This window comes from Paracoccus sp. TOH (assembly GCF_030388245.1).
Taxonomy (GTDB): Bacteria; Pseudomonadota; Alphaproteobacteria; order Rhodobacterales; family Rhodobacteraceae; genus Paracoccus; species Paracoccus simplex.
Window position 1 is genome coordinate 371,484 of sequence record NZ_CP098362.1, and the last position, 22,441, is coordinate 393,924.

17 protein-coding genes are annotated in these 22,441 nt (G+C 69.0%); 10 read left to right on the forward strand and 7 right to left on the reverse strand.

Annotated elements, in window-relative coordinates; all coding sequences use genetic code 11:
* Positions 1-561 precede the first annotated feature (561 nt).
* The 5 genes from NBE95_RS18825 to NBE95_RS18845 all read left to right on the forward strand — a co-directional run bounded on the left by NBE95_RS18825 (position 562) and on the right by NBE95_RS18845 (position 6,153).
* A complete protein-coding gene (locus NBE95_RS18825) occupies positions 562-1,053 on the forward strand; it encodes a spore coat U domain-containing protein (RefSeq protein ID WP_289895991.1) in 492 nt (163 codons plus the stop codon).
* Between the two features lie 14 nt (positions 1,054-1,067).
* Entirely contained in the window at positions 1,068-1,781 is a 714-nt protein-coding gene (locus NBE95_RS18830; RefSeq protein ID WP_289895992.1) for a fimbria/pilus periplasmic chaperone, read from the forward strand.
* Between the two features lie 55 nt (positions 1,782-1,836).
* Positions 1,837-4,167, forward strand: a complete 2,331-nt coding sequence (locus tag NBE95_RS18835) for a fimbria/pilus outer membrane usher protein (protein ID WP_289895993.1) — start codon at positions 1,837-1,839, stop codon at positions 4,165-4,167.
* Positions 4,164-5,150, forward strand: coding sequence for a spore coat protein U domain-containing protein (locus tag NBE95_RS18840; RefSeq protein WP_289895994.1), 987 nt, complete (start codon positions 4,164-4,166; stop codon positions 5,148-5,150). Before NBE95_RS18835 ends, NBE95_RS18840 begins: the two co-directional genes overlap by 4 nt.
* A gap of 220 nt (positions 5,151-5,370) precedes the next feature.
* Positions 5,371-6,153, forward strand: a complete 783-nt coding sequence (locus NBE95_RS18845; RefSeq protein WP_289895995.1) for a TIM barrel protein — start codon at positions 5,371-5,373, stop codon at positions 6,151-6,153.
* Positions 6,154-6,183: 30 nt separating this feature from the next.
* Here the strand turns inward: NBE95_RS18845 and NBE95_RS18850 are convergent, their stop codons facing one another.
* The 6 genes from NBE95_RS18850 to NBE95_RS18875 all read right to left on the reverse strand — a co-directional run bounded on the left by NBE95_RS18850 (position 6,184) and on the right by NBE95_RS18875 (position 14,387).
* Positions 6,184-7,407, reverse strand: a complete 1,224-nt coding sequence (locus NBE95_RS18850; protein WP_289895996.1) for a GTP-binding protein — start codon at positions 7,405-7,407, stop codon at positions 6,184-6,186.
* A 191-nt stretch (positions 7,408-7,598) separates the two neighbouring features.
* On the reverse strand, positions 7,599-8,030 hold the full coding sequence (locus NBE95_RS18855; RefSeq protein ID WP_289895997.1) for a cytochrome C-552: 432 nt from the start codon (positions 8,028-8,030) through the stop codon (positions 7,599-7,601).
* Between the two features lie 15 nt (positions 8,031-8,045).
* Positions 8,046-9,329, reverse strand: a complete 1,284-nt coding sequence (locus NBE95_RS18860; RefSeq protein ID WP_289895998.1) for a sulfite oxidase — start codon at positions 9,327-9,329, stop codon at positions 8,046-8,048.
* 225 nt (positions 9,330-9,554) lie between these two features.
* Positions 9,555-11,336 (reverse strand): sulfoacetaldehyde acetyltransferase, encoded by a 1,782-nt coding sequence (gene xsc, locus NBE95_RS18865; RefSeq protein ID WP_289895999.1) that lies wholly within the window; start codon positions 11,334-11,336, stop codon positions 9,555-9,557.
* 17 nt (positions 11,337-11,353) lie between these two features.
* On the reverse strand, positions 11,354-13,006 hold the full coding sequence (locus NBE95_RS18870; RefSeq protein WP_289896000.1) for a GMC family oxidoreductase N-terminal domain-containing protein: 1,653 nt from the start codon (positions 13,004-13,006) through the stop codon (positions 11,354-11,356).
* A gap of 73 nt (positions 13,007-13,079) precedes the next feature.
* The gene (locus NBE95_RS18875; RefSeq protein ID WP_289896001.1) at positions 13,080-14,387 is read right to left on the reverse strand and encodes an MFS transporter; all 1,308 of its coding nucleotides are present in this window, start codon (positions 14,385-14,387) and stop codon (positions 13,080-13,082) included.
* Between the two features lie 222 nt (positions 14,388-14,609).
* Here NBE95_RS18875 and NBE95_RS18880 point away from each other — a divergent pair, with 222 nt between their 5' ends.
* A complete protein-coding gene (locus NBE95_RS18880; RefSeq protein ID WP_289896002.1) occupies positions 14,610-15,374 on the forward strand; it encodes an IclR family transcriptional regulator in 765 nt (254 codons plus the stop codon).
* A gap of 21 nt (positions 15,375-15,395) precedes the next feature.
* Here NBE95_RS18880 and NBE95_RS18885 read toward each other — a convergent pair whose 3' ends face one another.
* Complete coding sequence (locus NBE95_RS18885; protein WP_289896531.1) at positions 15,396-16,358, reverse strand: substrate-binding domain-containing protein; 963 nt, start codon at positions 16,356-16,358, stop codon at positions 15,396-15,398.
* A 270-nt stretch (positions 16,359-16,628) separates the two neighbouring features.
* Between NBE95_RS18885 and NBE95_RS18890 the strand changes: the two genes are divergently transcribed.
* The 4 genes from NBE95_RS18890 (at position 16,629) to chrA (ending at position 22,368) form a co-directional block, all read left to right on the forward strand.
* On the forward strand, positions 16,629-18,038 hold the full coding sequence (locus NBE95_RS18890) for an aldehyde dehydrogenase family protein (protein ID WP_289896003.1): 1,410 nt from the start codon (positions 16,629-16,631) through the stop codon (positions 18,036-18,038).
* Complete coding sequence (locus tag NBE95_RS18895) at positions 18,035-19,561, forward strand: AMP-binding protein (protein ID WP_289896004.1); 1,527 nt, start codon at positions 18,035-18,037, stop codon at positions 19,559-19,561. Before NBE95_RS18890 ends, NBE95_RS18895 begins: the two co-directional genes overlap by 4 nt.
* Before the next feature lie 157 nt (positions 19,562-19,718).
* Positions 19,719-21,032 carry an MFS transporter gene (locus NBE95_RS18900; protein WP_289896005.1) on the forward strand — a complete coding sequence of 438 codons (1,314 nt, stop codon included), beginning with the start codon at positions 19,719-19,721 and terminating at the stop codon, positions 21,030-21,032.
* Between the two features lie 130 nt (positions 21,033-21,162).
* Complete coding sequence (chrA, locus tag NBE95_RS18905; protein ID WP_289896006.1) at positions 21,163-22,368, forward strand: chromate efflux transporter; 1,206 nt, start codon at positions 21,163-21,165, stop codon at positions 22,366-22,368.
* Positions 22,369-22,441 lie beyond the last annotated feature (73 nt).

Genomic DNA, 22,441 nt, shown 5'->3' on the forward strand with positions numbered 1-22,441 from the left:
CTTGTTTGTGACAAACCGGCGGAAGGAATATCGGCGGCAGTTAATCCGCCGCAGGCGGTCTGGAATACCTGTTTCGATGCCTTCCGGCACGGGCTGGAAAACCCCGGGTCCGGGCTTCGGGATGGCCGGACGCCACGGTCGGCAAGAACAGAGCGCGCCGATGGATGCTTATGGTCCCCTGCCTGTGTTCGTCAGCCCGATCCTCGGGCTGGGCGTCGCCCGCGTGCCGGCCGGGCTGTCGCGGCGCATCCAATCGCGCAGATAGGCAGCCTGCAGCGACCGGGGGGGGGTGGACAGGCCAGGCGCGCGGGCCGACATCCGACCGCCTTCCCTTTTGACCAATTCAGTCAGAGGATGGCCCCCCGCCGGCAAGGCCGGCGCGTTCGGCGGCTCCCGGCGGGGATCCTTGGAAATCGCGCGTATGGCTCGGCGATCCCCGTTGACGGCATGATTGTTTGTTAATAATGATTAACAACTTTAAGTTTTACCGTTTCCCAGTGCATATGTCCAAATCCCCCTGATCCACGCCGCACTGGTCGGCGACAGCCGGACGAACAACACATGATCCAAGCGACCCTTCGCCCAGCACTGGCGGGATGTATCATCCTGATGCCATTGGTGGTTTCCGCCCAGACCGCCACCGACAGCTTCAATGTCCGCATCACGATCGCCGAGGAATGCCAGATCATCTCGACCGAGACGCTGGATTTCGGCAATGCCGGCGTGCTGACCAGCGATGTCGATGCCAGCGCCACATTGCAGGTCGCCTGCACCAATTCCACCCCCTATGACATCGGCCTGGACCAAGGCAGCGGGGCAGGGGCGACCACCACCACCCGGCTGATGAGCGCGGGCGCCGACACCATCGGCTATCAACTGTTCCGCGACAGCGGCCGCACCGCCAACTGGGGCGATACCGTCGGCACCGACACCCTGGCCGCGACCGGCACCGGGGCGGCGGAATCCTTCACGGTCTATGGCCGGGTGATCGCCCAGACCACCCCGGCACCGGGAACCTATACCGATACCGTGACCGTGACCGTCACCTACTAAGCGGGATACCCATGATGTTCGACTTGCTTCGCCGCGGCCTTCTGGCCGCTTCGATGGCGCTTGCGCTGTCGGGTCTTGCCGCGGCCGAAGGGCTGCGGGTCTCGCCGGTCCTGCTCGAGGTGCCCGCCCCCGGCGCGGCCGCCACCCTGACCCTGCGCAACGAGGGGCGCGAGACGATCACCGTGCAGGCCCGCGCCTTCCGCTGGACGCAAGCCGGCGGGCAGGAGCAGTTGCGCCGCAGCGGCGAGGTGGTGGTCAGCCCGCCCGCGACCCGGCTGCCGCCCGGCGCCACCCAGACCATCCGCGTGGTGCGCACCGCCAAATCTGCGGTCAGGGGCGAGGAAGCCTGGCGCGTTGTCCTCAACGAGGTGCCTGATCAAGGCCGTAGGCGCAGCGGCGCCGTCGCCTTTGCCACCGAATTGCGCATCCCGGTCTTCTTCATCGGTGGCGGTGCCCGCAATCCCGATGTCGCCTGGGCGCTGCGCAGCAGCCGCGGCGCCACCTTTCTGGTGGCGCAGAACCGCGGCGACACCCGGCTGCGGCTGGCCGATTTGCGGCTCAGCGGTGCCAGCGGCGCCTCGGTTTCGCGGCCCGGGCTGATGGGCTATGTGCTGGGCGGCTCGACCATGCAATGGCCGGTGGCGCCGGCCGGCCGGCTGGGCGGCGGCGCCCGGCTGACGGCGGCGACCAACCTCGGGACGCTGGATGCCCAGGTTCCGGCGCGCTAGCCGGGGCAGGGCATACCCGCCGATCCGAAACCTGCTTGCCCTGGCGCTTCTCGTCGTGCTTGCCGGCCCGCTTTACGCGCAGCAGGCGCCGCCGGCCGGACGCGAGCTGTATCTGGAGGTCTTCGTCAACGGCCGGCCGATGAACCTGATCACCCGTTTCACCGACCTGGGCGGCGGGGTGCTGTCCGCCGATGCCGGCGAGCTGCGCAACAGCGGCATCCTGCCCGACGGAACCGCCACCCGAGGCGAAGTGCGGCTGGACAGCATCCCCGGCCTTGGCTGGCGGCTGATCGAACCCGAGCAGACCATCCGCTTCATTGTGCCCGACGCGTTGCTGGCGCCGCATGTGTTAAGCGCCGCGGCCGATGCCGAACCCCTGCCGGCGGCGGCGGAGGAGGAGGACGCTGCCCCCGCCGTCGATCATGGCTATGGGCTGGTGCTGAATTACGGGCTGGCCTTCGACAGCTGGCAGGGCCAGGCGGGCGGCTGGGATCATGACGTCTCGGGCAGTTTCGACGCCCGGCTGTTCATGCCGCTGGGCACGCTGACCCATGGTTTCGTCACGGCCGAGGACGAGCACGGCGCGCTGCGCCATCGTCGGCTCGACAGCTATTGGCGCAGTGCCTTTCCCGGCCGCGCCGTGCAGGTGCAACTGGGCGACATCGCCACCCGCGGCCCCGGCTGGTCGCGGCCGGTGCGGTTGGGCGGGTTGATGGTCGAACGCAATTTCGGCCTGCGTCCCGACCTGGTCACCCTGCCGCTGCCGGGATTCGAGGGCAGCGCCGCGCTGCCCTCGACCGTCGAGGTCTTTGCCGAGTCGATCCGCACCTATGCCGCCGATGTCCCCGCCGGCCCGTTCCGCATCGACGACCTGCCGCTCTCGGGCGGCTCGGGCATGGCGCGGGTGGTGGTGCGCGATGTCACCGGGCGCGAGACGCAGCTCGACCTGCCCTTCCTGGTTTCCGGCGAGCTGCTGCGCCGGGGCATGGCGGATTTCGCGCTGGCGGCCGGGCGGCCGCGGCTGGGCATCGGCTCGGACAGCGACCGCTATGCCGGGGGGACGTTCGGCGTGGCGACGCTGCGCTACGGGCTGACCGACGGGCTGACGCTGCTGGCCCATGCCGAGGGCGGCGAGGCTCTGGCCATGGCCGGGCTGGGCGTCACCTTCCGCATCGCGCATCTGGGCACCGCCAGCCTGAGCCTGGCCCATAGCCGCGCCGAGCGGGGCCAGGGGTACCTGCTCGACCTTTCGACCCAGCTGAGTCTGGGGCGCGCGCAGCTTTCGGGCCGCATCACCCGCACCGGCGGCCTGTTCACCGATATCGCGGCGCTGACCGCCGATCCCGATCTGGTCGAGCCCGGCCTGGCCGAGTTTCCCCGGCATGCGGCGCAACTGGCGCTTTCCCTGCCGCTCGCGGAGCGGGGCAGCGCCGCCAGCCTGTTCCTGTCCGACCTGCGCCATGCGGATGCGCGGGACGAGGCCAGCATCGGCATCTCCTACAACCGGCAGGTTCTGGGCGATGCCAGCCTGACCCTGACCGCACTGGCGCAGCGCGGCCCGCAAGAGGACCGGGTGATCGGCGCACAGCTGCACATGCCGCTGGGCGGGCGGCGCGATGCCGGGATAATGGTCGAACGTCGCCGCGAGGGCTGGCGCCAATACGCCACCGCCAGCGGGCGCAGCAAGCACCGCGTGCCGGGCTGGAGCTGGCGCCTGCAGGCCGACCGGGGCGAGCGGCTTGCCCTGCAGGGCAGCGCCGCGCGCGAAGGCCGACTGGGGCGCGCGGAAGTCGCCGCCCGCGTTTCGCGGGGCAATCGCGGCCTGGGGCTGCGGCTGGACGGCTCGGTGGTTGCGGCCGGCGGCGGCGTCTTCCTGTCGCGGCGCATCGACGACGCCTTCGCCGTGGTCGATGCCGGCGCGCCGGGGGTCGAGGTCAGCGCCGAGAACCGCCCCGTCGGCCGCACCGGCCGCTCGGGCAAGATCCTGGTGCCCGACCTGCGCGCCTACGAGGCGAACAGCGTCTCGATCGGACCGGCCGGCCTGCCGCTGGATGCCGCGGTGGGGGTGACGAAACAGACCGTGCGTCCCGCCCATCACGCCGGCGCCCGCGTGGATTTCGCCGTCGAGGCCAGCGCACGCGAGGCGCTGGTCGCACTGGTCGGCGCCGATGGCGCCCCGCTGCAGGTCGGCGGCAAGGTGGTGGTGAACGGCACCGACGACGGCGCATTGCTGGTCGGCTTCGACGGCGAGGTCTTCGCGCTGAACCTGCGCGACCGCAACCAGATCCTGGTTTCCTATCCCGACGGCCGCGGCTGCGCGGCGCAGTTCGACTATGCCGACCAGCCCGGAACCCTGACCGAAATCCGAGGAGTGCCCTGCCTGTGACCGCCTTGCGACTGGCGCCCCTGTTGCGCCCGGCCATCATCGCCCTGTCGCTGCTGCTGGCCTCGGCCGGGCTGGCGCGGGCGCAGAGCTGCAGTTTTACCGCCAGCGACATGGTGCTGGGTCCGGTCGACGTGCTGGGCGGCAGCCCGACCGACGCGGTGGGCAATATCGCCATCAGCTGCTCGGCCTTCCTGGGGCTTCTGTCCTCGATCGACATGCGCATCCACCTGGGCGAGGGGATGGGCGGGCTTGGCGGCGGTTTGCGGCGGATGACCAGCGCCGGCACGTCGACCGGGCTCGGGTTCGAGCTGTATCAGGATGCCGCCCGCAGCGTGGTCTTCGGCGGCAGCTATGGCAGCCATGGCGGCCAGAGCCTGCGGCTGGCCGGGGCCAGCATCCTGACCCTGCTGACCGGCTCGGGCATGAACGTGCCCGTCTATGCCCGGGTGCCTACCGGGCAGAACACGGTCGTGCCGGGCAACTATGCCTCGGCCTTCTCGCGCAATCCCCTGGACGTGCGGGTGGATTACCGGACCTGCAACATCCTGCTGCTCTGCGTTGACCGGACGGCCACCTTCAGCTTCACCGTGCGGGGGCAGGTGGTGCCGGATTGCCGGGTCGAGGCGGATGATCTGGATTTCGGCACGGTCGGCCTGCTGGACCAGCCGGTCGATGCCAGCAGCCAGATCCGCGTCACCTGCACCGCGGGGTCCAGCTACGACCTGGGCCTGGGCTACGGGCTGCATGGCGGCGGCGTGAACGACCGCCACATGCAGGATCTGGCGGGCAACCGGATCGGCTATCAGCTTTACCGCGACAGCGGCCGGACGCTGGGCTGGGGGCAGCCCGCTGACGGGCTGGCGACGACCGCCGCGGGTTCGGGCGCGATGCAGAGCTTTACCGTCCATGGCCGGGTTCCGGCCCAGCCCACGCCGCCACCCGGCGCCTATGCCGATACGGTGGTGGTGACCGTGACCTATTGAGCGCCGCCCGCTCGGCCTCGGCCTCGGCCTTGTCGAGGCGTGCCGTGCTATCGTTGCGAAAGCCGTGACTGGTGTCCGTCGCCCCGCATTTGCCGGTGCCCGGGATCGGGTCGTTCTGCGCGGTGGCCGTCTTGGTCGCGGGCGCGGTCCCGGATGCGCGGGCGGTTGACACCGGCCCGGGTCGGTGACTTGGTGCCGGCACGAGGGTGCGGGGGGATGCATGACGCGGTTTTCGGCCAATCTGGGCTTTCTCTGGGCTGACCTGCCCTTGCCGCAGGCGATCCGCGCCGCCCATCGCGCCGGCTTCCATGCCGTCGAATGTCATTGGCCCTACGCGGTGCCGCCCGAGCAAACCGCTGCCGCGCTGGCCGAGACCGGCTTGGCCATGCTGGGCCTGAACACCGCCCGCGGCCGGCCGGGCGAGAACGGCCTGGCCGCGCTGCCGGGACGCGAGGCCGAGGCTCGGGCCGGGATCGAGCAGGCGCTGGACTATGCCCGCGCCATCGGCTGCCCGGCGGTGCATGTCATGGCCGGTTTCGCCGAGGGCGACGCGGCCGGGCGCGTCTTTCGCGCCAATCTCGACCATGCCTGCCGGTTGGCGCGGCCGCATGGCATCGCCATCCTGATCGAACCGCTGAACCGCCACGACGCGCCGGGCTATTTCCTGACCGGCTCGGATCAGGCGGCGCGGATCATCAAGGCGGCCGGGCATGACAATCTGCGGCTGATGTTCGATTGCTACCACCTGCAGATCATGGAGGGCGGCATCTCGCGCCGGCTGCGCCAGCACCGCGAGATCCTCGGCCATGTCCAGATCGCCGCGGTTCCCGACCGCGGCGCGCCCGATCATGGCGAGCTGGACTACCGCCATGTCTACGGCGTGCTTCAGGATCTGGGCTGGACGCGGCCGCTGGGCGCCGAATACCGCCCCGGCCGCCCCACCGACGAGACCTTGGGCTGGCTGGCGGCGTTTCGTGGCCCCGCCGCTCGGGAAACGTCCTGAGCCCTTGCGCCGCCGGGCCTCGGGCCGGTTTCAGGCCACGCGCTGCCCGGTCCATTGCGGGAAGGGATCGGGCAAGTCCTGCCAGTCCTGCGGGGTGAAGCCCGCCGCCATGACCAGCGCATCGTCCAGTGCCCGGCTGATCGCCTCGCGGTCCATGCCGGTGCCGATGAAGACCAGTTCCTGCCGGCGGTCGCCCCAGGGCTCGACCCAGTTGCGGCGCATCTCGGCCAGCGCCTCGGGATGGCTGGGCCAGCGCTCCTGCGGGACATTGGCCCACCAGCCGCCCAGCGGCCGGACGCTGGACAGGGCCCCGGCCAGCGAAAACTCTGCCGCCCAGCCGGGGCGCGAGGCGATCCAGAAATGCCCCTTGGCGCGGATCACCCCCGGCAGTTCGCCGGTCAGAACCTCATGGATCCGCTGCGGATGGAACGGCCGGCGGGCACGATAGACAAAGGACGAGATGCCGTATTCCTCGGTTTCCGGCACATGCTCGGCGAAGCCGTAAAGCTCTTTCGCCCACATCGGATGCATATGGGCGCGGTCGAAGTCGAACAATCCGGTGTCGAAGATCGCATCCGGCTCGACGTGACCGAAATCCGTCTCGATCAGCCTTGCATCCGGGTTCAGCGCCCGGACGATCTTGCGGGCCTGGTCCAGCCGGGCCGGCCCCGCGGCGCTGGCCTTGTTCAGCACCACCACATCGGCGAATTCCATCTGCTCGGTCAGCAGGTCCACCAACCGGCGCTCATCCGCCTCGCCCAGGGATTCGCCACGCTCGGCGATGAAGTCGTGGCTCGAGAAGTCGCGGGTCAGGTTCACCGCGTCGACCACGGTGACCATGGTGTCGAGCCGGGCGATATCCGAGAGGCTGTCGCCGTTCGCATCGCGGAAATCGAAGGTGGCGGCGACCGGCAGCGGCTCGGCGATGCCGGTGGATTCGATCAGCAGGTGGTCGAAGCGCCGCAGCTGCGCCAGCCGGCGCACCTCGGCCAGCAGGTCGTCGCGCAAGGTGCAGCAGATGCAGCCATTGGTCATCTCGACGAGCTTTTCCTCGGCCCGCGACAGTTCGGTGCCTTCGCGGACCAGATCGGCGTCGATGTTCACTTCGGACATGTCGTTGACGATGACGGCGACCCGGCGGCCCTGGCGATTGTTCAGGACATGGTTCAGGAGCGTGGTCTTGCCCGCGCCGAGAAAGCCAGACAGGACGGTGACGGGCAGGCGCGGATCGTCGGCAAGGCGGCTGGCGGACATGGGTATCCTCGATATGAAATGTTATTACATTACATATCTAAACCCCGCGCACCCCGGATTGCAAGCCCGCAGCGGGCGCCGCTTGCGGGACAGCCCGATCGGCCGGGCGGTCGATGACACCGCCCGGCGCCGGCCGAAAAGCCGGCCAAGGCGGCGCCCTTTTTGCGGGCGCCCCCCGTTGCGGCGGCGGCCTATCTCTCTGACGAGAAGTTCGTCTTGAGATAGGTGAGGATCAGCGCCTTGGTTTCCGGCTCGGGTTCGACCATGCCTTGCGCCTCGACCATCCAGGTCCACAGTTCGTCCCAGCGATGGTCAGTGACCCGCTGCTGCTTGATGATCTCGGTCGAATGGCAGGCGACGCATTGGTAATAGGTGTCCTCGGCGCCCTCGCCATCGGGCAGGCCGCCGAATTCCTCGTTCCCCGCCCGCGCCGCGCCGGCATCGACCTTGGCACGGATCGCCGTCGTCGGGTCAAGCGGGTTCGAGCCGGCGGGCCGGCCCGCCAGCGCCTGCATCGGGTCGAGCCTCGCCTCGGCCGCGGCCAGGCCGGCCCCCAGCAGCAGCACCGCCAGGCCGGCGGCAGACGCCAGGCCGGCGGCAGACTTCGTGACGATATCGAACATCGCGTCCTCCCCGGCTCAGGCGACCGCGACCAGCGCGATGCGGTGCTGGATGTTGTTGCCATAGCCGCGCGGGTTCCAGACCGGCGACAGCGGTGGCTGGCCGATGCCGTCCTGGTCGGTGGCCCGCGCCCAGACCTCGTAATAGCCATGCTGCGGCAGGGTCAGGTTCGCGCGCCAGCGCTGCCAGGCGAAGCGGTTCGGCGCCGGTTCCAGCGCGGCCTCCTGCCAGGTCTGGCCGAAATCCAGCGAGACATGCACCGCAGCCACGTCGCCCTTGCCGCACCAGGCATGGCCGCGGACCTCGATCGCCTCGCCGGCCTTCACCTCGGTGCCGGTTTCGGGGAAGGTGACGATGGATTTCACCGGCATCTCGGTCAGCACCACCATGTCCTCCTCGGGCACCTCGGTGCCGGGCGCGACCGGATAGGCCGGGATGCGATAGGAATCGCCGGTCATCTTGGCACCGTCATGCTCCTTGTCGCGGATCCAGATGCGGTTGAGGTATTTCTGCGAGGCCGAGGCCGGATAGCCCGGCACGATCAGCCGCAGCGGGAAACCGTGCAGCGCGGACAGAGGTTCCCCGTTCATCGCCCAAGCGATGATCGCATCCTCCTCCAGCGCCTTTTCGATCGGCACCCCGCGCGAGATCACCTCTTTCTCCTCGTCGCCGCTCAGATGCACGTCGTTGCTGTAATGCCCGGTATAGACGGCGCTGTCCTTGACGCCCGCCGCCTTCAACACCTCGGCCAGCCGCACGCCGGTCCATTCCGGACAGCCGACCGCGCCGACGGTCCACTGGTTGCCCGAGGTGCCGGGCTGGAAGAAGGCCCGGCCGTTGCCGCCGCATTCGATCACCAGCCGCCGGGTGACGGTCTCGAAGCGGGATTTCAACTCGTCGATGGTCAGGGTCAGCGGGGTCTCGACCTCGCCGTCCACGGTCAGCGTCCAGCCCTCGGCGTCCTGGTCCAGCGCCGTTTGCGGAACCAGGCCGTTCATGCGCACGAACAGCCGTTCATAGGGGGTGATGTCGTCGTCCAGCAGATGCGCCGGGGTTTCGGCATTCAGCGGCCGGTCGCCCAGCACCACCAGCCCCTGCTTGCCTGCCATCAGGTCGAGCCCGGTGTCCTGGGCCAACGCCGCCGGCACGAAGCCCGCGGGCAGATTGCGTTCGAACGGCACGGCCATGCCCAGTATTGTCCCCAGCGCCGTCAGGCCGGTGGTCCTGAGAAAGCCGCGCCGCGACCCGTCGATGGCACCCGCGTCGCGGACCGGTTCGGTGTTTCCAGATTGTTCGGACATGGTTCTTTCTCCGTGGCTGGGCAGGCGCCGGGTGTCGGGACGCTGCCGGCTGCTTCTGGTTGCGGGACCGCTCGCGCCGCGAGGGTCCGGGTTGAACGATAGCCTGCGCGGCATCGAAAAGCACGCGGTCAAGGGCGGGCCGTTTCGGATTGCCGAGGGGTTTTGTTCCCCTCGGCGTATTATCCGAAGGCGGCGGGCCGGGCTGCGGTCGGCCCGCCGCTTCCGTCAGGCGGCGCCCTTTTGCGGACGCATGTCGGCCGGGTCGATCCCCGCCACCACCACCGGCTTCTTCATCGCGTCGCGGCGGAAGGGCTCGCCCAGCTCCTGGTTCAAGAGCACCTCGATGAAGGTGGTCTCGCGCTTCTGCATCTGCCGCTCGACCGGCTCGTGCAGCGCCGCCGTCAGCTCCTCCTGCGACTTCACCTGCACGCCGTTCAAGCCGCAGGCCCGGGCGATGCCGGCATAGGAGGTGTCGCGGTCTAGCTCGGTGCCGACGAAGTTGTTGGCATACCACAGCGTCGTGTTGCGCTTTTCCGCGCCCCACTGGTAGTTGCGGAAGATCACCATGGTGATCGCCGGCCAGTCCTCGCGCCCGCAGGCGGTCATCTCGTTCATCGAGATGCCGAAGGCGCCGTCGCCGGCAAAGCCGATCACCGGCACGTCCGGATTGCCGACCTTGGCGCCCAGGATCGCCGGGAAGCCGTAGCCGCAGGGGCCGAACAGGCCCGGCGCCAGGTATTTCCGCCCCGCCTCGAAGCTCGGATAGGCGTTGCCGATGGCGCAGTTGTTGCCGATGTCCGAGCTGACGATGGCCTCTTTCGGCACCGCCTGCATGATCGCCCGCCAGGCCTGGCGCGGCGACATCAGACCGGCGTCGCGGACCCGCGCCTGCTGGTTCCATTCGGTGCCGGGATCGTCATCCTCGTGGTCGAGGCTCGACAGCTCCTGCGCCCAGCGGGACTTGGTCTGCGCCACCAGGTCGCGGCGCTCGGCCCGGCCGGCATCGCCCGCCGTGGCGGCGAGCTGCGCCAGGATGCCGCGCGCCACCTTGGCCGCGTCGCCCTGGATGCCCACCGTGACCTTCTTGGTCAGGCCGATGCGGTCGGCGTTGATGTCGACCTGGATGATCTTGGCCTGCTTCGGCCAGTAGTCGATGCCGTAGCCCGGCAGGGTCGAGAACGGGTTCAGCCGCGTCCCCAGCGCCAGCACCACATCGGCCTTGGCGATCAGCTCCATCGCCGCCTTCGAGCCGTTGTAGCCCAGGGGCCCCACCGCCAGCGGATGGCTGCCCGGGAAGCTGTCGTTGTGCTGGTAGTTCGAGGCCACCGGCGCATCCAGCCGCTCGGCCAGCTTGGCCAGTTCCGGGATCGCGCCCGACAGCACCACCCCGGCGCCCGACAGGATCACCGGGAACTGCGCCTCCGACAGCAGCCGCGCCGCCTCGGCCACCGCATCCTCGCCGCCCGAGGGCCGCTCGAAGGCCACCACCTGCGGCAGCTCGACGTCGATCACCTGGGTCCAGAAGTCGCGCGGGATGTTGATCTGCGCCGGGGCCGAGTTGCGCCAGGCCTGCATGATCACCCGGTTCAGGACCTCGGGGATGCGCGAGGCGTCGCGCACCTCCTCCTGGTAGCAGACGCAATCGGCGAACAGCCGCATCTGCTCCATCTCCTGGAAGCCGCCCTGGCCGATGGTGCGGTTCGCCGCCTGCGGCGTCACCAGCAGCAGCGGCGTGTGGTTCCAGTAGGCGGTCTTCACCGGCGTCACGAACCCGGTCACCCCGGGGCCGTTCTGCGCGATCGCCATCGACATCTTGCCGGTCGAGCGCGTGAACCCGTCCGCCATAAGCCCGGCATTCGTCTCATGCGCGCAGTCCCAGAACGTGATCCCCGCCTTCGGGAACAGATCCGAAACCGGCATCATCGCAGAACCGATGATCCCGAAAGCATGCTCGATACCGTGCAGTTGCAAAACCTTAACAAAGGCTTCCTCGGTGGTCATTCTCATGGCTGTTTCCTCGTCCTTCAGGCAGCTTTGTCGATACCGGCGCGGGGTCCCGGGCCGGCTTCGGCGCGACGGTCCTCAAGGACCATGCGCGCCAGCTTGGCGCCGATCATCATCGCGGGCGCATTGGTGTTGCCCGAGACGATCTCGGGCATGATCGAGCAATCGGCCACCCGCAGGCCGCGGATGCCGCGCACCCGCAGCCGCGGGTCCACCACGGCGCGCTCGTCCGCGCCCATGCGGCAGGTGCCGGTCGGGTGGTAGATCGTGGTCGAGTTCATCCGCGCCCAGGCCAGCACCTCGTCATGGCCCTGCACATCGGCGGTCGGGCGGAACTCCTCGGAGATGGCGGATTTTAGCGGTTCGGTGCGCGCCAGCCGGCGGGCGATCTCGACGCCGGCGACCAGCGTGTCGCGGTCGGTCTGGGTGGCAAGGTAGTTCGGCTCGATCAGCGGTGCGACCCGCGGATCGGCCGAGCGCAGCGTGATGGTGCCGCGGCTTTCCGGCCGCAACTGGCAGACCGATTGCGTGAAGGCCGAGAAGGGATGCACCCCCTCGCCGGGGCTGTCGGCGGACCAGGGCTGGATGTGGAACTGGATGTCGGGCGTCGCCAGCCCCGGCCGGCTGCGCAGGAAGCCGAAGACCAGGCTGGCCGCCATGGTCATCGGCCCGCTGCGGAACAGCGCGTATTCCAGCCCGATCCGCGCCTTGTTGACCAGACTGCGCACCTCGTCGTTCAGCGTCGCCTCGCGGCATTTGAACACCAGCCGGGCCTGCAGATGGTCTTGCAGGTTGTGGCCGACCTCGGGCGCGTCATGGGCGACCGCGATGCCGTGGCTGCGCAGGTGCCCGGCGTCGCCCACGCCCGAAAGCATCAGGATCTGCGGCGATCCGATGGCGCCGGCGCAAAGGATCACCTCGCGCGCGGCGCGGATCACCTGCCGGCTGCCGTCGGGGCGCCGGATCTCGACCCCGGTGGCGCGGCCGTCCTCGATCACCACGCGGTGCACCTGGGCGTTGGTGACCACCTGCAGGTTCTGCCGGTGGCGGATCGGCTTCAGGAAGGCCACCGCCGCGGAACAGCGCCGGCCCTTGTTCACCGTCAGCTGGAAATGGCCGACGCCGTCCTGCACCGGGCCGTTGTAATCGGGATTGTAGGGGATGCCGTTGGCCTTGGCGGCCTCGATCCACAATTCGCAGATCCGGCGGCGCAGGCGCGGGTCCGAGACCTGCAGGGGGCCATGCGTGCCGCGCCCCTCGCCCTCGCCGCGCTGGAAGGTCTCGAGTTCCTCGAAGATCGGCCCGACCTCGCGCCAGGACCAGCCCTCGTTGCCCATCTGTGTCCAGCGGTCGTAATCCTCGCGCTGGCCGCGCACGTAGAGCAGTCCGTTCAGCGACGAGGAACCGCCCAGCACCTTGCCGCGCGGCCAGTGCAGCGCGCGGCCGTTCAGGCCGGGATCAGGCTCGGTCTCGTAGCACCAGTCGAAGTCCGGATTGTGCATGGTGCGGAAATAACCGACCGGGATATGGATCCAGGGGCTCGAGTCGCGGTTGCCGGCTTCCAGCAGGGTGACGCGGATCGCGGGATCGGCGGAAAGCCGGTTCGCGACCACGCAGCCGGCCGATCCGGCGCCGACGATGACGTAATCCGCGAGGTCTGATGCTTGGCTCATGTTGGCATCCTTTGCGGGCTTGCGCCCATGGTTCGGAAAGGGTGGGCCGGGCGGGGCTGCCGCCCGGCAAGGCTCAGCGACGCTCGCGGCGGCCGATCAGCACGGCGCAGACGAACGAGATCAGCGCGGCGAAGACCACATAGGCGCAAAGCCAGAACGGGTCGTTGTCGTTCGCGGCCATCAGCGCCGTCGCGATCATCGGCGTGATCCCCGAGGCGAAGATGCCCGAGAACTGATAGACGAAGGACACGCCGGTATAGCGCACGCTGGGGTCGAAAAGGTCGGCGAACAGCGCCGCCTCGGGGCCGTAGCACATCGGGTAGACGATGCCGAAAGGCAGCGCGATGCCCAGGATCACCAGCAGCGGATCGCCGGTGGACATCAGCGCGAAGGCCGGGAAGACGCTCAGCGCCAGCAGCAGCGAGCCGATGGCATAGGTGCGCGGCCGCCCCACCCGGTCCGACAGCCGGCCGAAGAACGGGATGCAGACCACCATGACGACGGCCGCGCCGCAGACCGTCCACAGCGCGAAGGTCCGCTCCAGCCCGACGTATTTCGTCAGGTAGAGGATCGAGAACACCGCGAAGACGTTGAAGAACACGCCGTCGATATAGCGCGCGCCCATGCCCAGCATGACATTGCCCGGATAGCGCTTGAGCATGTCGACGAAGGGCAGGCCCTGGTCGCGGGCCCGCGATTCCTCTTTGGCCTTCTTGAACTCCGGGCTTTCGCCGATGTTGCTGCGGATCCAGGTGCCCAGCACGACCAGGATGATCGAGGCGACGAAGGCCGCGCGCCAGCCCCAGGCCATGAACGCCTCGTCCGGCATCATGGTCAGCAGCGCCATCACGCCCGAGGCCATGAACAGCCCCAGCGACAGGCCGATCTGCGGGATCGAGGCGTAGAAGCCGCGCTTGTTCTCGGGCGCGAATTCATAGGCCATCAGCACGGCCCCGCCCCATTCGCCGCCGATGCCGATGCCCTGCGCCACCCGCAGCACCAAAAGCAGGATCGGCGCCAGGATGCCGATCTGGTCATAGGTCGGCAAAAGGCCGATCAGCACGGTTGCGCCGCCCATCAGCAGCAGGGTGATGACCAGCATGGTCTTGCGGCCGATGCGGTCGCCGAAATGGCCGAAGATCAGACCGCCGAGCGGCCGGGCGACGAAACCGACGGCGAAGGTCGCATAGGCGAGCAGCACCGAGATCGTCGGGTCGTCCGCCGGAAAATACAGCTTGTTGAAGACGATACCGGCGACGACGCCGTAAAGAAAGAAATCGTACCATTCGATGGTCGATCCCACGAGGCTTGCGAAGACGACCTTTTTGACATCGTGCTCCCGGTCGCCAAATGCGTTGGCGCCAGCGGTTATGACCGCCATGACATCCTCCCTGATGCTGCGACGTTGTTCGATTGTTCAGCTGTTCCCCGGCAAATCCTCCTTTTGCCGGCGAGCCGACGTTGCCTCAGGCGGCCGAGTCATGTCAAAGCATTTTTGGTAGTTGTGCTCTCATTTTTATAAAAGCATGTTTTGCTCCTGGTGGTTGGAGCGGCACCGGCAACCATGTAGAGTTGGGCCGAGAAACGACGGAAACTGCCGATCATGACGAGTATTCAGGACAAGTCTTCCTTGCCGCCGAGCTTTCGGAATCTGCAGATTCTCGAGGTTCTTGCCAGCGAGGGCCGGCCCCTGACCGCGACCGAGATCAACGCCTCGCTGAACCTGCCGGTGCCGACCATCCACCGGCTGGTCGGCAATCTCGAGGCCGAGGGCTTCCTGACCCGCGACATCGACGGGCGCAGCTATCAGCCGGGACCGAAGCTGCGGCAGATGATGCAGGGCATCGTCCGTTTCTGGCACCAGAACCTGCCGCAGCGCGACGTGTTGATTCGGCTGAACCAGCGCCTGGGCGAGACCTGCAACCTGTCGATCCCCGACGGCGATGCGATGCTCTACATCGACCGGGTCGAGACGCATTGGCCGCTGCGCATCCAGCTTCACGTCGGCTCGCGCGTGCCGCTGCACGCCACGGCGGCGGGCAAGCTGTGCCTGTCGCAGATCAACGACGGCAAGCTGGAACGCTATCTGAAACGCGCCGAGCTGCGGGCCTATACGGCGCAGACGCTCACCGATCCCGAACGGTTGCGCGAGGCGCTGCACCAGATCCGCGAGCAGGGCTATTCCTCCGATTCCGAGGAATTCGTGCCCGGCATGATCGCCCTGGCCGTGCCGGTCCTGGATCGTTCGGGGCAACTGGTCGCCACGGTGTCCTTCCACGCCCCGGTGCAGCGGCTGACCCTGGCCGAGGGGTTGAAGCACCTGCCCGACCTGCGCGCGGCGGCCGAGGAACTGACAGAGCTGATGTGACCCGGCCCCGCCTCTGGCGCGTCAGCGCCGGATCATTTCGGCGGCGATGCCGGTGCTGGTGCGCATGATCAGTTCCAGTTCGACGCGGCTGCGGATCATGAAATCGGCATCCGGCTGCCCGATCGCCGCAACGATGGCCTGCCCGGCCGAGATGCCGATCTGTCGCGCCGGGATCCGCACCGTGGTCAGCGCCGGCTCCATCTGCGCCGAGCCGGCGAAATCGCCGATGCCGATCACCGACAGGTTGGCGGGAATCGCGATCCCCAGCCGCGCCGCGGCATAGATCGCCCCCTGCGCGATCACGTCATTGGCGCAAAGCAGGGCGCTCGGCCGGTCCTCGCCGGCCAGCAGCTCCAGGCAGGCGGCCTTGGCCTGGGCGATGCTGTAGGGCACCTCGACCTGCCAGCGGTCCTGCAAGGCGATCCCGGCGGCGCGGAACACCGCCGTCGCCGCCGCCTTGCGGTCCCGCGCCCGGTCATTGTCGAAGGTGACGGGAAAGACCATGCCGATGCGGCGATGCCCCAGGGCCACCAGATGCTCGGCTGCCAGCCGCCCCGCCTCGCGGTTGTCGACGCCGATGCAGGGCAGCGTCGAATCCGCCAGGTAGTTCCACAGCGCCAGCAGCGGCACGCGCTGTTCCGCGATCAGCCGGAAGGTGCCGGCGCTGTGGTCCAGCCCGACCACCGCCAGCGCATCGACGCGATGCTCCAAGAGCTTGCGGACCAGCCGGTATTCGCCGTCCAGGTCGTAGCCATGCGAGGCCAGCAGCAGGGTGAAGCCCTGCGCGCTGACCGTGTCGTTGAAGGCCTGCACCACCTCGGCGAAGATGGTGTTGGCGACGGTCGGCACCACCAGCCCGATGGTGGCGCTGCGCTTGCCATGCATGGCCTGCGCGGCGCGGTTGCGGATATAGCCGGATTTCTCGACCGCCAGTTCGACCTTCTTGCGGGTCGCCGGATGCACCAGGTCGGGGTGATTCATCACCCGCGACACCGTGGCCGGTGAAACGCCTGCAAGCTTGGCAACGAAAACAATATCGGGCTTAATCATCGGACTTTCCAGATATAATCTAATCAATCATGAGAGTTCATGAAAACATTTGCAAGACTGTTTTCATCGCCTAAGGTCGAAGATCACGGCAAGAGGAGGCCGTGCCAGACCAACATTGCAGACATGGTGAGACCCGGCTTCCCGGGCCGCTGATCCATTCACCTTCCCGGCGGCAGCCTGCCGGGAACCGGAGCAAGTACAGGTATGAACATCTCGAATGACATTCTCTCGGTCGACGCGGCGATGGCGCGGGCGCGCGGCGCGCAGGCCGGATACGAGGCGGGGGGCAGCCAGCGCCGCTATGACCGCGCAGCCCTTGCCGCCGGCTGGGCCATCATGCAGCCCGAGCGCAACCGGCAACTGGCCGAGCTGGCGGTCCGCAGCACCGGGCTTGGCAATGTCGCCGACAAGATCGTCAAGAACCACCGCAAGACCCTGGGCCTCTTGCGCGACATCCGCGGCGTGACCACGCATGGCATCCTGTCCGACGACCCCGAGACCGGCATCACCGAGATCGCCCGGCCCATCGGCGTGATCGGCGCGGTGGTGCCCTCGACCAACCCGGCGGCGACGCCCGCGAACAACATCATCAACGCGCTGAAATGCGGCAATGCCATCCTGCTGTCGCCCTCGCCCAAGGGCGTGGCCTGTTGCGAGATGCTGCTGGGCTTCATCCATGCCGAATTCGACCGCATCGGCCAGGATCGCGACCTGGTGCAGATGCTGCCCGGCCAGGGCAGCAAGGCCAAGACCCAGCGCCTGCTGGAGACCGCCGACCTGGTGGTGGTGACCGGCAGCCAGGACAACGTGCGCCGCGCCTATGAAAGCGGCACCCCCGCCATCGGCGTCGGCGCCGGCAATGTCGCGGTGATCGTGGACGAGACCGCCGACCTGGCGGCGGCGGCCGGCAAGATCGCCGCTTCGAAGACCTTCGACAACGCCACCTCCTGCTCGTCGGAAAACGCGCTGATCGTGGTCGATGCGGTCTATGACGCCTTCCTGGCCGCGCTGGCGGCCGAGGGCGGCGCGGTGCTGCCGCCGTCCGAGGCGCCGGGCATCATCGCCCGGCTCTGGCAGGACGGGCACATGAACCGCGAGATCATCGCCCAGGATGCCGAGGTGATGATCGACAAGCTGGGGCTGGCCGGCAAGGTGCCGCCCGGCACCCGGCTGATCGCGGTCGAGACCGAGGGCATCGGCCCCGACCATCCGCTGTCGGGCGAAAAGCTCAGCCGCATCGCCGCGCTCTACCGCGCCCGCGATTTCGGCCATGCGGCGGAACTGGCGCGGCGCATCCTGCTGCATCAGGGCGCGGGCCATTCGGTCGGGCTGCATTCGCGGGACGCGGATCGCCCGCTGGCGCTGGGGCGCGCGTTGCCGGTCTGCCGGGTCATCGTCAACCAGGCGCATTGCTTTGCCACCGGCGGCGCCTTCGACAACGGCCTGCCCTTCTCGCTGTCGATGGGCTGTGGCAGCTGGGGCGGCAATTCCATCGACGCCAACCTGAACTGGCGGCATTTCATGCAGCGCACCCGTGTCGTGCGCCCGATCCCGGCGCGCGAGCCGGCGCTGGACGAGATCTTCGGCGACTACTGGCAGGAGGTCGGGCAATGAGGCTGGACCCGCACCACCCGCCGCAAGGCACCGTCCGCGACTGGCTCGACATCCGCGCCGCCGAGCGGGGCGATACCATCAGCCACATCTTCCCCGGCGACGGCGGCGCGCTGACCTGGCGCGAGTTGCAGGGCGAGGCCGCCCGCATCGCCGGGCACCTGGCCGGGCTGGGCCTGTCCTGCGGCGACAGCGTGGCGCTGATGATGCCCAATGGCCGCAATGCGGTGCTGGGCCTGTTCGGCACGCTTTACGGCGGCTTTCGCGCCACGATGATCAACCTGGTCGCCGGGGCCGAGGCCGTCGGCTATGCGCTGTCGCATTCCGGCGCCCGGGCGCTGCTGCTGGATCCCGGCCAGCGCGGTCTGCTCGACAGCGCGCTGGCCGCCCATCCCGCCGAACCCATGGTCATCGAAGCCGGGGACGGCTTCCGCTGGCCCGCCGGCTGCGAACCGGCGGTGCCGCATCCGCATGGCGCCGGGCACGACGCGCTGCTGATGTATACCTCGGGCACCACCGGCCGGCCCAAGGGCGTGTTGCACAGCCATGCCAGCCTGCTGGCCGGCGGCTGGACCACCGCGCTGGCGCATGAGCTGTGCCCCGAGGACCGGGCGATCTGCGTGCTGCCGATCTATCACATCAACGGGCTTTGCGTGACCATCCTGGCGCCGCTGCTGTCGGGCGGCTCGGTGGTGGTCTGCGAGCGCTTCTCGGCCAGCCAGTTCTGGAGCAGTTGCGAGCGGCACGGGGCCAGCTGGTTCTCGGTCGTGCCGACGATCATCTCGCATTTGCTGCATGGCGAGGGCGACCCGTCGCCCGAGGCCCGGGCGCGGCTGCGCTTCGGCCGCTCGGCCTCGGCGGCGCTGGCGCCCGAGGTGCAGACGGGCTTCGAGCGCCGCTTCGGCATTCCCATCGTCGAGACCATGGGCCTGACCGAGACGGCGGCGCAGATCCTGTCGAACCCGCTGCCGCCGGGTCCGCGCAAGATCGGCTCGCCCGGCCGGGCGGTGGGCAACCAGGTGGCGATCCTGTCGCCCGAGCTGCGCCCGCTGCCGCCCGGAGCCGAGGGCGAGATCGCCGTGTACGGCGCCAATGTCATGCGCGGCTATCTGGGCGACCCGGCCGCGACTGCCGCGGCGCTGACCGCGGACGGCTGGCTGCGCACCGGCGACCTGGGCCGCATGGACGACGAGGGTTATGTCTTCGTCACCGGCCGCCTGAAGGAGCTGATCATCAAGGGCGGCGAGAACATCGCCCCGCGCGAGATCGACGAGGCGCTTTACACCCATCCCGACGTGATCGAGGCCGCGGCGTTCGCCCGCAAATGCGCCCGCTACGGCGAGCGGGTCGAGGCGGCCGTCACCCTGCGCCCCGGCTCGGCGCTGCAGCCGCCCGAGCTGATCTCGATCTGCGAGGAGCGGCTGGGGAAGTTCAAGTCGCCCGAAGTGATTCACCTGATGGCCGAGCTGCCCAAGGGCCCCTCGGGCAAGATCCAGCGCCTGAAGCTGGCGCAACTGACGCAATAGCGCCCAAGCGGCAGGAAGGAGGCTCCATTTCCCAAGAACCCGGCCCGGCGTCAAAAGCCCGAAGACCCGTCGGAGGAGGGCGGGGCTTCAACAGGGGACCGCGCGACGGGCCGCAAACGGACGTGCCAACACATCCAGCATAATCCAGGGAGGAGACATGCTAAGGCTTACCCGATTCAGGACGACGGACCGCGTTCTGTTCGTCATCTGCCTGATGTATCTGGTCACCTATATCGACCGGGTGAACATCAGCACCGCCGCCCCCGCCATGCAGGCCGAACTGGGCCTGACGAATTTCGAGCTGGGGCTGGCGTTTTCCGCTTTCGCCTATCCCTATGCGCTGTTCCAGATCCTCGGCGGCCGCCTGGGCGACCGGCTGGGGCCGCACAAGACGCTGATCATCTGCGGCACCGTCTGGTCGGCCGCGACGGTGATGATCGGCTTCGTCGAGGGCGCGGTCTCGCTGATCATCGCGCGCGTGCTTCTGGGCATGGGCGAGGGCTCGGCCTTTCCGACCGCCACCCGGGCGCTGTCGAACTGGATGCCGGCCGAGAAGCGCGGCTTCGCGCAGGGCATCACCCATGCCTTCGCCCGCTTCGGCAACGCGCTGACCCCGCCGCTGATCGCCTTTCTGGTCATCGCGCTGTCCTGGCGGCATGCCTTCATCATCGTCGGCGTGATCAGCTTCCTGTGGGTGGCGCTGTGGTGGTGGTATTTCCGCGACGATCCCCGCGATCACAAGGGCATCACCCCCGAGGAACTGGAGACCCTGCCCGACCAGCGGATCGTGGGCGAGCGCAAGACCCTGCCCTGGGGCCGGCTTCTGCGGCGCATGCTGCCGGTGACGATCACCGATTTCTGCTATGGCTGGACGCTGTGGCTGTTCCTGAACTGGATCCCGTCCTATTTCCTGCACCAGCATGAGCTGGACCTGAAGAAATCCGCCATCTTCGCGGCCGGCGTCTTCCTGGCCGGGGTGGTGGGCGACCTGGCGGGCGGCTGGCTCAGCGACGGCATCCTGCGCCGCACCGGCAATGTGGCGCTGGCACGGATCAGCGTCATCATCCTGGGCTTCCTGGGCGCCTTCGCCTGCATGCTGCCGGTGATGTTCTCGACCGATCTGGTGACGGTGGCGATCAGCCTCAGCGCGGCCTTCTTCTTTGCCGAGCTGATCGTGGCGCCGATCTGGGCCACGCCGATGGACATCGCGCCGCAATATTCCGGCACCGCCAGCGGCTTCATGAACTTCGGCTTCGGGCTGGCCGGGATGATCTCGCCCATCGTCTTCGGGCTGATCATCGACCTGACCGGGCGCTGGGATCTGCCCTTCGCGGCCTCGCTGGTCCTGCTGCTGGTGGGCGCGGCCTGCGCGCTGCTGATCCGCCCCGACCGCCCGTTCCGCGACGATCCCGCCGATGACGACGAGGATCTGGACTGCGACCCGCAACTGGCCGGAGCGGTGTCGAAATGACGACGGCGCCCGCCCATCCGGGCGGGCGCCTTCTCGCCTCGCCGCCTCGCCGCCTGCGCTCTGGAGCCCGCGCGCGGTTCGCGTATGCTGGCCGCCAAGAACGGGACGGTGCGATGCGGGGGCAGGACGAATGGAGAGAGCCATGGCGAGGCAGGGGCAGGGCACCCCCGGCGAGGTCTTCGCCGCCTTTCTGAAACTGGGCCTGACCTCGTTCGGCGGGCCCATCGCGCATCTGGGGTTCTTCCGCGACGAGCTGGTGATCCGGCGGAAATGGCTCTCCGATCCCGCCTATGCCGATCTGGTGGCGCTGTGCCAGTTCCTGCCCGGCCCGGCCTCCAGCCAGGCGGGCTTCGCGCTGGGGCTGATGCGGGCCGGCTGGCTTGGGGCGCTGGCCGCCTTTGCCGGCTTCACGCTGCCCTCTGCCCTGATCATGGTGGTTTTCGCCATGACCGCCGCCTCGCTCTCGGGTCCGGTGGCCGAGGGGGCGCTGCACGGGCTGAAGCTCGTCGCGGTCGCCATCGTGGCGCAGGCGGTCTGGGGCATGGCCCGGACGCTCTGCCCGGACCCGGCCCGGGCCGGTATCGCGGTAGGCGCCGTCGCCGTGCTGGCCTTTCTTCCCGGCAGTTTCGGCATGGTCGGCGCCATCGCGCTTGGCGCCCTGGCCGGGCTGGCGCTGTGCCGCGGCGCGGCGCCGCCGGCGGGCGGGCATGTGCCGATGCCGGTCGGCTATGGCGCGGCCGCGGCCGGGCTGGCCGCCTTCGCGGCGCTACTGCTTGTGCTGCCGCTGGTCGCCGGCGCTTCCGGCATCTTGGCGGTGTTCGACGGCTTCTATCGCGCCGGGGCGCTGGTCTTCGGCGGCGGCCATGTCGTTCTGCCGCTGCTGCAGGCCGAGGTGGCCGCCGCCGGACGGGTTTCGGCGGATGCCTTTCTGGCCGGCTATGGCGCGGCGCAGGCGGTGCCGGGGCCGCTTTTCACCTTCGCCGCCTATCTGGGCGCGGTGCCCGAGACCGGTCCGAACGGCCTGGCCGGGGGCGCCATCGCCCTGGTCGCGGTGTTCCTGCCCGGTTTCCTGATCCTGATCGCGGTCCTGCCCTTCTGGGACCGCTTCCGGGCGATGGCCGCGGTGCAATCGCTGATGCGCGGCGCCAATGCGGCGGTGGTCGGCATCCTGGGCGCCGCGCTTTATTCGCCGGTCTTCACCGGCGCGGTGGGCGACATGCGGGACTTCTGCCTGGCGCTGCTGTGTTTCGTGGCGCTGGTCGCATGGAAGGCGCCGCCCTGGCTGGCGGTGCTGCTGGCGGCGGCGGGCGGGATCGGGCTTGGCCTTGCCGGCTGAACCGGCGGCTGAACCGGCGGCGGAGCGGGGCGGCAGGCTGGGCCGCCCCTACCCCCACCACAGGAGATGGCGC

Coding starts and splice junctions, on each gene's coding strand:
- NBE95_RS18825 (WP_289895991.1), top strand. CDS start 562: ATGATCCAAGCGACCCTTCGCCCAGCACTGGCGGGATGTATCATCCTG.
- NBE95_RS18830 (WP_289895992.1), top strand. CDS start 1,068: ATGTTCGACTTGCTTCGCCGCGGCCTTCTGGCCGCTTCGATGGCGCTT.
- NBE95_RS18845 (WP_289895995.1), top strand. CDS start 5,371: ATGACGCGGTTTTCGGCCAATCTGGGCTTTCTCTGGGCTGACCTGCCC.
- NBE95_RS18850 (WP_289895996.1), bottom strand. CDS start 7,407: ATGTCCGCCAGCCGCCTTGCCGACGATCCGCGCCTGCCCGTCACCGTC.
- NBE95_RS18855 (WP_289895997.1), bottom strand. CDS start 8,030: ATGTTCGATATCGTCACGAAGTCTGCCGCCGGCCTGGCGTCTGCCGCC.
- NBE95_RS18860 (WP_289895998.1), bottom strand. CDS start 9,329: ATGTCCGAACAATCTGGAAACACCGAACCGGTCCGCGACGCGGGTGCC.
- xsc (WP_289895999.1), bottom strand. CDS start 11,336: ATGAGAATGACCACCGAGGAAGCCTTTGTTAAGGTTTTGCAACTGCAC.
- NBE95_RS18870 (WP_289896000.1), bottom strand. CDS start 13,006: ATGAGCCAAGCATCAGACCTCGCGGATTACGTCATCGTCGGCGCCGGA.
- NBE95_RS18875 (WP_289896001.1), bottom strand. CDS start 14,387: ATGGCGGTCATAACCGCTGGCGCCAACGCATTTGGCGACCGGGAGCAC.
- NBE95_RS18880 (WP_289896002.1), top strand. CDS start 14,610: ATGACGAGTATTCAGGACAAGTCTTCCTTGCCGCCGAGCTTTCGGAAT.
- NBE95_RS18890 (WP_289896003.1), top strand. CDS start 16,629: ATGAACATCTCGAATGACATTCTCTCGGTCGACGCGGCGATGGCGCGG.
- NBE95_RS18895 (WP_289896004.1), top strand. CDS start 18,035: ATGAGGCTGGACCCGCACCACCCGCCGCAAGGCACCGTCCGCGACTGG.
- NBE95_RS18900 (WP_289896005.1), top strand. CDS start 19,719: ATGCTAAGGCTTACCCGATTCAGGACGACGGACCGCGTTCTGTTCGTC.
- chrA (WP_289896006.1), top strand. CDS start 21,163: ATGGAGAGAGCCATGGCGAGGCAGGGGCAGGGCACCCCCGGCGAGGTC.